Source organism: Trueperaceae bacterium (assembly GCA_019454765.1).
Lineage (GTDB): Bacteria > Deinococcota > Deinococci > Deinococcales > Trueperaceae > JAAYYF01.
On sequence record JACFNR010000008.1, the window covers coordinates 1 to 12,364 of the forward strand.

The 12,364-nt window shown below is 73.7% G+C and carries 12 protein-coding genes; 9 read left to right on the plus strand and 3 right to left on the minus strand.

All coding sequences use genetic code 11. The annotated features are described in order from the left end of the window. Window positions 1–133 precede the first annotated feature (133 nt). The 9 genes from H3C53_03975 (at window position 134) to rbsD (ending at window position 9,035) form a co-directional block, all read left to right on the plus strand. A complete protein-coding gene (locus H3C53_03975) occupies window positions 134–1,234 on the plus strand; it encodes a hypothetical protein (GenBank protein ID MBW7915835.1) in 1,101 nt (366 codons plus the stop codon). A gap of 56 nt (window positions 1,235–1,290) precedes the next feature. Continuing rightward, window positions 1,291–1,923: a GNAT family N-acetyltransferase gene (locus H3C53_03980; protein ID MBW7915836.1), complete on the plus strand. Its 633-nt coding sequence runs from the start codon at window positions 1,291–1,293 to the stop codon at window positions 1,921–1,923. Window positions 1,924–2,021: 98 nt separating this feature from the next. Next, window positions 2,022–2,885 carry a GNAT family N-acetyltransferase gene (locus H3C53_03985; GenBank protein MBW7915837.1) on the plus strand — a complete coding sequence of 288 codons (864 nt, stop codon included), beginning with the start codon at window positions 2,022–2,024 and terminating at the stop codon, window positions 2,883–2,885. Between the two features lie 137 nt (window positions 2,886–3,022). Beyond that, on the plus strand, window positions 3,023–4,114 hold the full coding sequence (locus tag H3C53_03990) for a LacI family DNA-binding transcriptional regulator (GenBank protein MBW7915838.1): 1,092 nt from the start codon (window positions 3,023–3,025) through the stop codon (window positions 4,112–4,114). A 62-nt stretch (window positions 4,115–4,176) separates the two neighbouring features. Further along, a complete protein-coding gene (locus H3C53_03995) occupies window positions 4,177–5,112 on the plus strand; it encodes a ribokinase (GenBank protein ID MBW7915839.1) in 936 nt (311 codons plus the stop codon). 11 nt (window positions 5,113–5,123) lie between these two features. After that, window positions 5,124–6,566 (plus strand): sugar ABC transporter ATP-binding protein, encoded by a 1,443-nt coding sequence (locus tag H3C53_04000; protein MBW7915840.1) that lies wholly within the window; start codon window positions 5,124–5,126, stop codon window positions 6,564–6,566. Further along, entirely contained in the window at window positions 6,538–7,491 is a 954-nt protein-coding gene (locus H3C53_04005; GenBank protein ID MBW7915841.1) for a ribose ABC transporter permease, read from the plus strand. The genes H3C53_04000 and H3C53_04005 overlap by 29 nt, the downstream gene beginning before the upstream one ends. A gap of 116 nt (window positions 7,492–7,607) precedes the next feature. After that, complete coding sequence (locus H3C53_04010) at window positions 7,608–8,492, plus strand: D-ribose ABC transporter substrate-binding protein (GenBank protein ID MBW7915842.1); 885 nt, start codon at window positions 7,608–7,610, stop codon at window positions 8,490–8,492. Window positions 8,493–8,636: 144 nt separating this feature from the next. Beyond that, complete coding sequence (gene rbsD / locus H3C53_04015) at window positions 8,637–9,035, plus strand: D-ribose pyranase (GenBank protein MBW7915843.1); 399 nt, start codon at window positions 8,637–8,639, stop codon at window positions 9,033–9,035. A 93-nt stretch (window positions 9,036–9,128) separates the two neighbouring features. Here rbsD and H3C53_04020 read toward each other — a convergent pair whose 3' ends face one another. From H3C53_04020 to H3C53_04030, 3 genes are all read right to left on the minus strand, one after another. Then, on the minus strand, window positions 9,129–10,400 hold the full coding sequence (locus H3C53_04020; protein ID MBW7915844.1) for an acetyl-CoA hydrolase/transferase family protein: 1,272 nt from the start codon (window positions 10,398–10,400) through the stop codon (window positions 9,129–9,131). 5 nt (window positions 10,401–10,405) lie between these two features. Then, the gene (locus H3C53_04025) at window positions 10,406–11,239 is read right to left on the minus strand and encodes an ABC transporter permease (GenBank protein MBW7915845.1); all 834 of its coding nucleotides are present in this window, start codon (window positions 11,237–11,239) and stop codon (window positions 10,406–10,408) included. A 95-nt stretch (window positions 11,240–11,334) separates the two neighbouring features. Beyond that, the gene (locus H3C53_04030; GenBank protein ID MBW7915846.1) at window positions 11,335–12,147 is read right to left on the minus strand and encodes an ABC transporter permease; all 813 of its coding nucleotides are present in this window, start codon (window positions 12,145–12,147) and stop codon (window positions 11,335–11,337) included. Window positions 12,148–12,364: the final 217 nt, after the last annotated feature.

Below are 12,364 nucleotides of genomic sequence, written 5' to 3' on the forward strand. Positions count from 1 at the left end.
GCCGCCGCCGCGCCGCCGCCGGCGCGCCGGCCGCCGGCGCGACATGCCGGACCGCCGCGCCGGGGCCGACCGCCGCGGCCAACGGCAGCGGCCGGTGGCCGCGCTCACGCGAGGGCCATATGATGGCGGCACCATGAGCGTACCCACCCTCGACCTGGTCGGCACCCCCTTCGAGTTCGGCGTGGCGCACGGCCGCGCCTTCCGCGCCGCCATCCGCGCCTACGCCGAGGAGCGCGTGGCGCTGGCCGGCGGGGCGGCCTGGACGGGCCGCGAGCTGAGCCGCCGGGAGGTGCTGGCGCTGGCCGAGGCGTGCGTGGAGCCCCACCGCGCCTACGCCCCCGACCTGATGACCGAGCTGGAGGGCATGGCGGAGGCGGCGGACGTGTCGCTCGCCGAGCTCATCGTGGTGGGCGGCTTCACGGACTTCATCGACACCGTGGCGGGCGCCAACCGCGCCGGCGGCGCCCGGCTCGAGACGCGCGCCCTCGACGACTGCACGGCCTTCCTCGTCCCGGGCTCGCGCATGGTCGACGGCGCCGCCGCGTTCGGGCAGACGTGGGACATGCACGAGAGCTCGACGGAGCACGTGGTGCTCCTGCGGGGCCGGCCCAAGGGGGCGCCCGCGTTCCTGGCGTTCACCACGGCCGGGTCGCTGGCCATGATCGGCATGAACGAGACCGGGCTGAGCGTCGGCATCAACAACCTCATGAGCGCCGACGGGCGCGTGGGCGTGACGTGGCCGTTCGTGGTGCGCGAGATGCTGAAGGCCGAGGATCTGGCCGGCGCCCTGGCGGCGCTCGAGCGCGCCCCGCTAGCCGGTGGGCACAACTACCTCGTCCTCGACGCGACGGGGGCGGGCGCCAACGTGGAGGCCATGCCGACTGCGCGGCACGTCACGCCGCTGGCGGACAGCGCCGTGGTGCACACGAACCACAACCTGCACGACGACACCCGGGCGGTCGAGCGGCCGCGCGAGCCGGCGTCGCAGGCCGACTCGGAAGCGCGCCTGGCCGACGCGGCGCGGCTCCTCGACCGTCACGCCCTCACGGTGGGCGACCTGCAGGCCGTCACGGCGCACGAGGCCAACATCTGCCACCGCGGCGAGGCGCCCCGCTTCGTGGGCACCTGCGGCGGCGTGGTCACGCGCCCCGCCGGCCGCGAGATGTGGGCGGTGCGGGGGCTCCCAAGCGAGGGGTCGTACCAGCGGTTCGCGTTCGAGGACGTGCCTGCGTGAGCGGCGCGCGCCCGCGACCGCGACTCCGCATCGCGCAGGCGCTGCCCGAGCACGCCGTGGCGCTGGCGGAGCTGCAGCGGGTGTGCTTCCCCAACCTCGCGGAGCACGAGCTCATGACCGAGGCGCACTTCCTGGAGCACCAGGAGCGCTTCCCGGAGGGCGAGTTCGTGGCGCTGGCGGCGGACGCCCCCGACGGGACCCCGCTGGCCGAGGAGCGCGTGGTCGGGCTCGGCTCGGGCTTCCTCGTCGACTTCGACCTGCAGCGACCGGAGCACGTGTTCCACGACATCATCGCGGGCGGCACGTACGCCAACCACGATCCGGCCGGGGCGTGGTACTACGGCGCCGACATCAGCGTCCACCCCGACTACCGCGGGTTCGGTCTGGGGCGCGCGCTGTATGACGCGCGCAAGGCGTTGGTGCGGCGCCTGGGCCGTAAGGGGATCGTGGCCGGCGGCCAGCTGCCCGGCTACCCCCGCTACCGCGACGCGCTGTCGGTCACCGACTACGTCGAGAAGGTGGTGGCCGGCGAGCTGACCGACCCGACGCTGACCTTCCAACTGAGCAACGGCTTCGAGGTGTACGGCCTCATACACGGCTACATCGAGGACGCCTACACGGACGACTGGGCCTCCTTCATCGTCTGGTTCAACCCCGACCTGCACTTCCCGGGCCTGGACGGCGACTGAGCTTGGCGCCGCCACTCGGGCCGGGGTCGCCCGGGGCGGGGCCGCGGCTGCCCGAAGGCCACGTCGCCGGGTCGCCACGCCACGACGACGCGGCGGAGGTGGCGACGCTCCTGGCCGCCTACGAGCTGGCCCACGAGGGCGCGGCGACGACCACGGCCGAGGGGTTGGTGCGGGAGTGGACGGGCGCCGACCTGGCGGCCGACAGCGTGCTGGTGCGCGGGCCCGACGGGCGGGCGGTGGCGCTCCTCGACACGGTGCCGAGCCGCGCGCAGCTCCTCTCGGCCTACGCCTTCGTGGCGCCGGGCGCGGCCGAGGCGGACGCCATCGCCGCCTACCTCGCCGGTTGGGCGGAGGCGCGGGCGTCGCGGCTGGCCGCCGGGGCGCCCGTGACGGTGCGCAACTACGTGCCGGCCGGCGACGCGACCCTGGCGGGACTGCTGGCCGGGCGCGGCTACGGCCTGGCGCGCACCGTCTACCGCATGGAGGCGGAGCTCGCGGCGCCGCCGCCCGTGCCCGCCTGGCCCGCGGGGGTCGGCGTGCGCGACTACCGCGGCGCCGCCGACGAGCCGGCCGCCTACGAGGCGTTCGAGCTTGGCTCCACCGGCATGTGGGGGCGACCGGGCAACACCTTCGAGCAGTGGCTCGGCCACGTGGCCGGCATGGCGGGCGAGGTGCGGCTGGCGGAGGCCGCCGGTGAGGTGGTGGGGGTGAGCATCGTGCGCGCCGCCGCCGACGCCGGCGGCGCCGGCCTCGTGCGGAGCCTCCGCGTCGTGCCGGCGTGGCGACGGCGCGGACTCGGCGCGGCGCTCCTCGCCGAGGCGTTCCGCGCCTGCTTCGCAGCTGGACGGCGGCGGGTGGCGTTGACGGTGGACGGCGCCGCCACCACCGGCGCGCCCGAGCTGTACCTGCGCGCCGGGATGCGCGTCACGCGCCGGTACCTGGTGCTCGAGAGGTCGCTCTGACGCGGCTCGGCCGTGGGATGCGCGCGCCTGTATACCCGGCGCGGCGCTCCCCCGTTGACCCGGGCGCCCTGCCCGGCTAGCCTGAAGGGAGAGCGGTTAATCGTTTAACCGCAGCGCCTTGGGCCGGGAGGTGAACGGTGGCCAGCATGCGCGAGGTCGCGGAGGCCGCGGGGGTGTCGGTCGCCACCGTGTCGCACGTGCTGCGCGGCACCAAGCGCGTGACGCCCGGCGTGGCCGCGCGCGTGAGGGCCGCCGCCGCCGAGCTGGGCTACGTCCCCAACCGCCAGGCCAGCGCCCTGCGCACGGGCCGCACCGGCATCCTCGGCGTGGTGCTGCCGGACCTCTCCAACCCGTTCTTCCCGGCGCTCCTCAACGCCGTCGAGACCGCCGCCCGCGCGGCGGGCTTCCTCGTGATGGTGCACGACACGGAGAACGACCCCGAACTCGAGGCGACGGCCCTCGAGCGCCTCGCCTCCCTCAGGGTCGACGGCCTCGTCTGGGTGCCCGCCCACGACCCGGCCGCCCCGCTGGCCTCCCGCCTGGCGCGCGGGCGCTCCGGCGCGGCGCCCGCCCTGACGCTGCCCAACCTCCCCCTCGTCACGCTCGACCGCCCCGTCGCCGACCGCGACGCGGTCTTCGCCGACCACGTGGCCGGCGGCGCCCTGGTGGCCGCCCACCTGCGCGAACTCGGGCTCGAGCGCGTGGCTCTGCTGCACGGCGCCAACGACATCGCCAGCGCCCGCGCCAGGCGCCGCGGCTTCCTCACCGAGTTCGACCCGCTCGAGCCTGTGTGGGAGGCGCAGAGCGGCTTCGCCCACGAGCTGCCGGGCGCGGTGTTGCGTCGGCTGCGCGCCGGCGGGTTCGACGCGGTGGCTTGCGCCAACGACGCCGTGGCCGTGGGCGTGGTTCGCGCCCTCAGGCAGCTGGGCGCCCGCGTTCCCGAGGACGTGTCGGTCGTGGGCTTCGACGACATCCCGTGGGCCGGCCTGGTCGACCCGCCCCTCACGACAGTGCGCCAGCCCCTCGCGGCCATCGGCGCGGCCGCCACGCGCCTGCTGCTCGAGCGCATGGCCGACCCGGAGCGGGCCGCCAGGCAGGTGGTCCTCCCCGTCGAACTCGTGGTGCGGGGCTCCACCCGCGCCCCCGACCGGTCGGACGCCCCGCGGGGCGGCGCCGGCCTCACCGGCGCCCAGGGCGCCAGAGCGGAGGGGAGGATGAGCGGACCGTGACCGTCGACGCCGGCACCAGGGGGCGGACGGGACCCCGCGTCGCCGTCGTCGGCAGCGTGAACATGGACCTGGTCGTGCGCGTGGAGCGTCACCCGCACCCCGGCGAGACGCTGCTGGGCTCCGACTACGCGACCCACCCGGGCGGCAAGGGGGCCAACCAGGCCGTGGCCGCGGCGCGGCTCGGCGCGCGCGTGGCGTTCGTCGGACGGGTCGGCGAGGACGCCTTCGGGGACCGCCTGGCGGCCTCCCTCGCGGAGTCCGGGGTCGACACGGCGGGCCTGGCGCGGAGCGAGCGCCCGAGCGGCGTCGCCTTCATCCAGGTCGACGCGGCCGGCCAGAACAGCATCGTCGTGTCGCCAGGCGCCAACCACGACCTGACGCCGGCCGACCTCGCCGCGCCCGCAGCGCGCGCCGCGCTGACGGGGGCTGCCGTGCTCCTGCTGCAGCTCGAGGTCCCCCTCGACGTCAGCCTGGCGGCGGCCGCCGCCGCGCGCGAGGGCGGCGCGACCGCCATGCTCAACCTGGCGCCGGCGCGCCGCCTCGCCGACGCCGAGCTGGCCGACGTGGGCGTGCTCCTCGTCAACGAGTACGAGGCGGCCATCCAGCTGGGCGCGGCCGCGGCCGGCGGGTCGCCCTCCGAGTGGGCCGTGGCGCTCTGCCGGAGCGTCCCGCGCGCCGTGGTGACGCTCGGCGCAGACGGCGCCGTGTGGGCCGAGCGCGTCGATCCCACCGACCCGCGCGGCGACGCGAGGCACGGCCACGTGCCGGCCTTCAGCGTCGTGCCCGTCGACACCACCGCGGCGGGCGACGCCTTCGCGGGCGCCCTCGCCTACCACCTCGCCCTGGCGGAAGGGCGCGCCAGCGTGCCGTCGCTCGCCGAGGCGGTGAGGTTCGCGAGCGCCGCCGGCGCCCTCGCCACCACCCGGGCGGGCGCCCAGCCGTCGCTGCCCCGGCTGGCCGAGGTCGAGCGGCTGCTGGCCGGAGGTGAGGGCGCGTGAACCTGCTCGAGATGAAGGCCATCACGAAGCGGTTCGGGACGTTCGAGGCGCTCAAAGGCGTCGACTTCGACCTGCGCGCCGGCGAGGTGCACGCCCTCGTGGGGGAGAACGGCGCCGGCAAGTCGACCCTCATGAAGATCCTCGCCGGGGTGCAGCCCGCCACCAGCGGCACGATGAGCGTGGCGGGTCGGCACGTGGCCTTCGGCAGCGTCGCCGACGCGCAGGCCGCCGGCGTCGCCATGGTGTACCAGGAGCTGGCGCTCGCCACCGACCTGTCGGTCGCCGAGAACCTCTTCCTCGGCAACCTGGGCACCTGGGTCAGCCACGCCAGGCTCGCCCAGCGCGCCGTGCCGCTGCTCGAGCAGGTGGAGCTGGCGGTGCCGCCCCTCACGCGTCTCGGCGCGCTGGCGGTGGGGGAGCAGCAGCTCGTCGAGATCGCTCGTGCGCTGGGGCACGAGCGGCGCGTGCTCGTGTTCGACGAGCCGACCGCCGCCCTCTCCAGCCTCGAGACCGAACGCCTGTTCAAGCTCGTCAGGAAGCTGGAAGAGCAGGGCGTCGGCGTCGTCTACATCAGCCACCGCCTCGAGGAGGTGTTCGAGCTCGCCGACCGCGTGACCGTCTTGCGCGACGGCCTCAAGGTCACCACCGCCGACGTGGCGGACCTGACCCCGGATGACGTCGTGCGCGCCATGGTGGGCCGCGACGTGAAGCGGTTCCGCCGCGAGCCCACGCCCAGGGCGGAGGAGGCGCCGGTCGAGTTCGAGTTCGAGGACGACGGGCTCGCCCCCGGCCGCATCGAGCTCAGGCCGGGCGAGATCGTCGGGCTGGCGGGCGTGATCGGCTCCGGGCGCAGTCAGGTCCTCGCCACCCTGTTCGGCGCGGCCGGCAAGGCGCGCGTTGGCGGCGTGCGCGTCGGCTCCCCGCACCACGCCATCGACCTCGGCATGTTCCTCGTGCCGGAGGACCGCAAGCTCAGCGGCCTGGTGCTCGAGCTGAGCGTGCGCGAGAACCTCGCCATGGCCATCCTGCCGCGCCTACTGGTGGCCGGCCTGTTCGTGAACGCCGGCAAGGAGCGGCGCGAGGCGCTGCGCTGGGTGGAGAGCCTCAACCTGCGGCCCCCGCAGCCCGAGAAGCGCGTGCGCGAGCTGTCGGGCGGCAACCAGCAGAAGGTCGTCGTCGGCAAGGCGCTGGCAACCGAGCCGCGCGTGCTCCTGCTCGACGAGCCCACCCGCGGCGTCGACGTGGGGGCGCGCAGCGAGATCTACGGCGTCATCGACGGCCTGGCGCGTGAGGGCATGGCCATCTTGGTGGCCAGCTCCGACACCGACGAACTGGTGGGACTCTGCGACAGGGTCATGGTCTTCCGCGGGGGCCGCGTCGCCGTGACGCTCGAGCGGCCCCTCGACGAGAGTGAGGTGGTGGCGCATGTCACCGGCGCGCGTCAACTGGCGTGACCTGCTGGCCCGTTTCGGGCTGTTCCTGGCGTTCCTGGTGATGGTCGCCGTCCTGTCGCTCGTGTCCGACAGGTTCCTGACCACCTCGAACGTCCTCAACGTGCTCAGGCAGATCTCGGTCAACGCCATCATCGCGTTCGGCATGACCGTCGTCATCATCGGCGCGGGCATCGACCTGTCGGTGGGCTCGCTGCTGGCGCTCGTCGGTGTGGTGGCTGCCATGCTGGCCACGACCACGAGCCTGCCCGTCTGGCTCGTGCTGCTCGTGGCGCTTGCCGTCGGCGCCCTGCTGGGCCTCTTCAACGGCGTGGTGGTTGGGTACGCCGGCGTGGCCGCCTTCATCGTGACGCTGGCCGGGCTCACCATCTTCAGGGGCGCCACCCTGGTGCTCACGGACGGCCGGCCGGTGAGCGGCCTGCCGCCGCTCTTCAGCCAGCTGGGCTACGGCACCTTCCTCAAGGTGCCCATGCCCATCTGGATCATGGTGGGAGTGCTCCTACTCACCCACGTGCTGCTGCGCCACACGGCGGTTGGGCGCGCCGTGTACGCGGTCGGTGGCAACGTCGAGGCCGCCAGGTTGTCGGGCATCCCCGTCAGGCGCACCCTGGCCCTCACCTACGTCTACTCCGGCCTCGTCACGGCCGTCGCGGCGCTCGTGCTGACGGGCCGCCTCAACTCGGCGCAGCCGACGGCGGGGCAGAGCTTCGAGCTCGACGCCATCGCCGCGGTGGTGGTTGGCGGCACGTCGCTCTTCGGCGGGCGCGGCAACGTGTGGGGGACCCTCGTCGGCGCCCTCATCATCGGCGTGATCAACAACGGCATGAACCTGCTGAACGTCTCGAGCTTCTACCAGCAGATCGTGAAAGGGGGCGTGATACTCGTCGCCTTGCTCATCGACCGCGTGCTGTCACAGCGCGAGGGGTGAGCCCCGTGGGACGCTGGCCCGTACCGGGGCCGGTGCGTCCCGTCGACCGCCCGGCGCCTTGCGCCGGGCACCGTCAGAGCCGCGCGGGCACCGCGCGGGGACCGCGGAGGAGGACCATGAGGAAGCTACTGTTCGTCGCCATCTTCGCCCTGCTGGGCGCCGGGTTCGCCCAGACCATCGGACTGTCGCTCTCGACGCTCAACAACCCGTTCTTCGTGCAGCTGCGCGACGGCGCGCAGGCCGCCGCCGACGAGCTTGGCCTCAAGCTCGTCGTCACCGACGCCCAGGACAGCGTCAGCAACCAGATCTCCAACATCGAGGACCTCCTGCAGTCGGGCGTGGCCGTCCTCATCGTGAACGCCACCGATTCCGACGCCGTCGTGCCGGCCGTCATGGAGGCCAACAGCCGCAACGTGCCCGTCATCGCCGTCGACCGCGGCATCAACGGCGGGACCGTCGCCTACTTCATCGCGTCCGACAACGTGGCCGGCGGCGCCCTGGCGGCCAAGTACATCTGCGACAAGCTGGGCGGCAGCGGCAACGTGGTCGAGCTCGAGGGCATCGCCGGCACCTCCGCGGCCCGCGAACGCGGCAAGGGCTTCAACGACTACCTCGCCGCCAACTGCACCGGCCTCGAGGTCGTCGCCAAGCAGACGGCCAACTTCGACCGCGCCCAGGGCCTGTCGGTCATGGAGAACATCCTCGTGGCGCAGCCCGACATCGCGGCCGTGTTCGCTCACAACGACGAGATGGCGCTCGGCGCCCTGCAGGCCATCCAGGCAAGCGGCCGCGACATCCTCGTGGTCGGCTTCGACGCCACCGACGACGCCGTGGCCGCCGTGAAGGCCTGCACCATGGCCGCCACGGTGGCGCAGCAGCCCGCCATGCTCGGCGACGAGGCCGTGCGGGCCGCCCAGAAGATCATCAAGGAAGGCGCACCGGCCACGCAGCAGAGCATCGCCGTGGGGCTGCAGCTCGTCACGAACGACGCCTGCAACTGAGCACTCCGCGCGGCCAAGGCGCCGCGGCCGAAGCGGCGCGGCGCGAGTGACGTGGTCGGGATGAACCGACCGCGGTGACGTCCAGGGGCTCCGGGGCGAGCCGGAACGCTCGCCCCGGAGTCCTGCTGGCAGGGGGAGGGTCTGATGAGGAGAAGCGGCATCCTGAACGCGGAGCTCGCGGCGCTGGTGGCCGGCATGGGCCACGGCGAGCTCCTGGTGGTGGGCGACGCGGGGCTGCCCGTGCCGCCCGGCGTGCGCTGCATCGACCTCGCGCTCGTGCCGGGCGTGCCCGGCTTCCAGCAGGCGGTGGCGGCGCTGCTGGGCGAGCTGGTGGTGGAGCGCGGCGTGGCCAACGCCGAGCAGCCGGGCGCCGCGCCCGCGGCGGCCGCCGCGCTCGAGGCGGGCTGGCCGCCAGGTGTGCCGCTGGAGCGCGTGCCGCACGCCGAGCTCAAGCGGCTCGTCGCCGGCGCCCGCGCCGTGGTGCGCACGGGCGAGTTCACCCCCTACTGCAACCTGGTGCTGGTGGCCGGGGTGCCGTTCTGACGGGCGGTTCGGTGCCCGGGCAGGAGGCTGGGCCGTGAGGCGGGCGCCCTGCCGGACGCGCTCGGGTGGACCTGTCCGGCAAGGCCCGCCCGACTAGACCCGCCCGAAGCGCTCCCAGGCGGCGCGCTCCAGCGCCTCGCGGTGGCTCGGGTGCGCGATCCCGATGAGGGCGCGCGCCCGCTGCCGCAGGTTCTTGCCGTAGAGGGACGCCACGCCGTGCTCGGTGACCACGTAGTTGACGTGCGCCCGGGTGGTCACCACGCCGGCGCCCGGCTTCAGGAACGGCACGATGCGGCTCTCGCCCCTGGACGTGGCCGACGGCATGGCGATGATGGGCTTGCCCCGTTCCGATAGCGAGGCCCCGCGGATGAAGTCCATCTGCCCGCCCACCCCCGAGTACTGGTAGGTGCCCAGCGAGTCGGCGCAAACCTGACCCGTCAGGTCGATCTCGAGCGCCGAGTTGATGGCCGTGACGGCCGGGTTGCGCCGGATGACTGCGGTGTCGTTCGTGTAGGCCACGTCCAGCAGGAGCACCGAGGGGTTGTCGTCGACGAAGTCGTACAGGTCGCGCGTGCCCATCACGAAGCTCGCCACGACCTTGCCGGGGTGGTTGCGCTTGCGCGCGCCCGTGATGACGCCGCGGCGCACCAGCTCGACCACCCCGTCGGAGAACATCTCCGTGTGGACGCCCAGGTCCTCGTGGTCGGCCAGGGCCGCGAGCACCGCCTCGGGGATCGCGCCGATGCCGAGCTGCAGGGTGGCGCCGTCCTCCACCAGGCTGGCCACGTAGTTGCCGATGGTGCGCTCGAGCCCGGTGAGGCTCGCCTGCCGCACCTCGGGCACGGGGTCGTCCTGCCAGACGGCCAGGTCGATGTCGTCCACGTGCACCAGCGCGTCGCCGTGGGTGCGGGGCAGGTTGGCGTTCACCTGCGCCACCACGGTTCGCGCCGACTGCACCGCCGCGCGGGTGGCGTCGACCGACGGGCCGAGCGTGCAGTAGCCGTGCCTGTCGGGCGGGCTCACGCTGATGAGCGCCACGTCGAGCGGCATGGCGCGCGAGCGGAACAGGGCCGGCACCTCGCTGAGGAAGATGGGCACGTAGTCGCCCTGGCCGCGCGCCACGGCGTCGCGCACGTTCTTGCCGACGAACAGGGCGTTCACGCGGAACGACGCCGCCAGCTCGGGCGCGGCGTAGGGGGCGGGCCCCTCGGTGTGGAGCTGCACGACCTCGACCCCGCGCAGCGCGGGCGCGCGCGCCGCCAGGGCGGCGATGAGCGCCTGGGGCGCCGCCGCCACGCTGTGGATGAACACGCGGTCGCCCGAGCGGACGACAGCTACCGCCTCGGCCGCGTCGACGGTGCGCACGGTCGTCAGTCCCGCGCGCGGTTGCCGCGTTGCTGCAGGAGGAGGGAGCCGCCGACCAGCACGATGGAGGCGAGGATCATCAGGGTGCTGATGGCGTTGATCTCGGGCGGCACGCGCTGCTTGAGCATGCCGTACACGAAGAGCGGCATGGTGGTGGTCCCCACGCCCGAGTTGAAGAAGGTGACCACGAAGTCGTCGAGCGACAGCGTGAAGGCGAGCAGCGCCCCGGCCAGCACGCCAGGCAGGAGGTTGGGGAAGGTGATGCGCCAGAACGTCTGCCAGTGGTTGGCGCCCAGGTCGCGGCCCGCCTCCTCGAGGCGCGGGTCCATGCCCGCCAGGCGCGCGCGCACCACGATGGCCACGTAGCTGATGTTGAACGCCACGTGCGCGATCACGATGGTGCCGAAGCCCGACACGAGCCGCACCCCGAAGAGGCGCTGCACCGTCTCGAAGACGATGTTGAAGAAGACGGCCAGCGCTATCCCCTGGGTGATGTCGGGGATGACGACCGGCAGGTAGAAGAGCGTGTCGAGCGTCTTGCGGCCCCAGAACCGGCCGCGCGCCAGCGCCATGGCGAGCATGGTGCCGAAGGCGGTGCTCACCAGGGTGGCGACGGTGGCCACCAGGATGGAGTTGCGCACCGCCTTGAGCAGGAGCTCGGTCTGGAAGCGCGCGGCCTCCGTGCCGGCCGAGATGGTGCCGGCGAAGATGTTCTCGTACCACTTGGTCGTGAAGCCGCGCCACACGCTCACCGAGGCGCCGTCGTTGAAGCTGAAGACCACCAGCACGAGGATGGGCACCCACAGGAACAGGTAGACGAGGAACGGGCTCAGCCACATGCCGACGCGCCCCGTGCGCCTCACGGCGAGGTCGCGCCGCAGCTTGCCGGCGCTCACGGTGGTGGTGCGGGTGGGGGCCCCCGCGCTCCGCGCGCTCACGCGTCCTCCCGCTGGCCCCAGCGCGTGTAGACGAGGACGCTGACGAAGACCATGGCGAGGAGCACCATCGAGACGGCGCTGCCGAGCGGAACGTTGCCGCGGCCGCCGAACTGGCCCTGGATGAGGTTGCCGATCATCAGCCCGCGGGTGCCGCCCATGAGGTCGGGCGTCACGTAGGCGCCGATGGCGGGGATGAACACCAGGATCGAGCCCGCGATCACGCCGGGTAGGGTGAGGGGGAAGATGACGCGCCAGAACGCCGTCCAGTCGTTGGCGCCCAGGTCGTTGGCGGCCTCGACGTAGCGCCTATCGAGCGCCTCAACCGAGGCGTAGATGGGCAGGATCATGAACGGCAGGTAGCCGTACACGAGGCCCACCATGACGGCGCCCGGCGTGAACAGCATCTGCAGCGGCGCGCTGATGACGCCGAGGCCCTGGAAGAGGCCGTTGAGGAGCCCGTCGCGCTGCATGATCGTGATGAGCGCGTACGTGCGGACGAGGAAGTTCGTCCAGAACGGCAACATGACGAGGAAGAGCAGGAGCATGCGGGTGGTGGGCGAGCGGCGCCGGCTTATGAAGAACGCCAGCGGGTAGCCGAGCAGCAGGCTGATGAGGGTGGCGATGAGCGACACGCCGACGCTGCGCCACAGCACGGGCCCGAACACGGTGAAGGTGCGCTCGTACTGCGCGAGGGTGGCCGGCGCCACCGGCGCGCCGCCCGCGCCGCGCGACATGAACGACGCCACCGCCACGAACACGAGCGGCAGCAGGAAGAAGACCACCAGCCAGAAGGTGGCGGGGAGGGCCATGAAGACGGCGCGGCCCTTGTCGCCGCGGATCCTGCCGCGCGTCACGCCGGCCCCACCGCGGGCAGCGCGGGCCACCCGGGCCGAGGCGAGGCTCCCCCTGGGCGGCGCCGGTCGTGCCGCGCACGTCCGCATCCAGTTGCGTTCATCGGCAGCGAGCATACCGCAGGGCGGCCGTGGTGGGCGGCCCTGCCCGGCGCCGCTCCGCTACCCCGCGGGT

Coding starts and splice junctions, on each gene's coding strand:
- H3C53_04030 (MBW7915846.1), bottom strand. CDS start 12,147: ATGGCCCTCCCCGCCACCTTCTGGCTGGTGGTCTTCTTCCTGCTGCCG.
- H3C53_04005 (MBW7915841.1), top strand. CDS start 6,538: ATGTCACCGGCGCGCGTCAACTGGCGTGACCTGCTGGCCCGTTTCGGG.
- H3C53_04000 (MBW7915840.1), top strand. CDS start 5,124: ATGAAGGCCATCACGAAGCGGTTCGGGACGTTCGAGGCGCTCAAAGGC.
- H3C53_03995 (MBW7915839.1), top strand. CDS start 4,177: ATGGACCTGGTCGTGCGCGTGGAGCGTCACCCGCACCCCGGCGAGACG.
- H3C53_04010 (MBW7915842.1), top strand. CDS start 7,608: ATGAGGAAGCTACTGTTCGTCGCCATCTTCGCCCTGCTGGGCGCCGGG.
- H3C53_03975 (MBW7915835.1), top strand. CDS start 134: ATGAGCGTACCCACCCTCGACCTGGTCGGCACCCCCTTCGAGTTCGGC.
- H3C53_04025 (MBW7915845.1), bottom strand. CDS start 11,239: ATGTGGCTGAGCCCGTTCCTCGTCTACCTGTTCCTGTGGGTGCCCATC.
- rbsD (MBW7915843.1), top strand. CDS start 8,637: ATGAGGAGAAGCGGCATCCTGAACGCGGAGCTCGCGGCGCTGGTGGCC.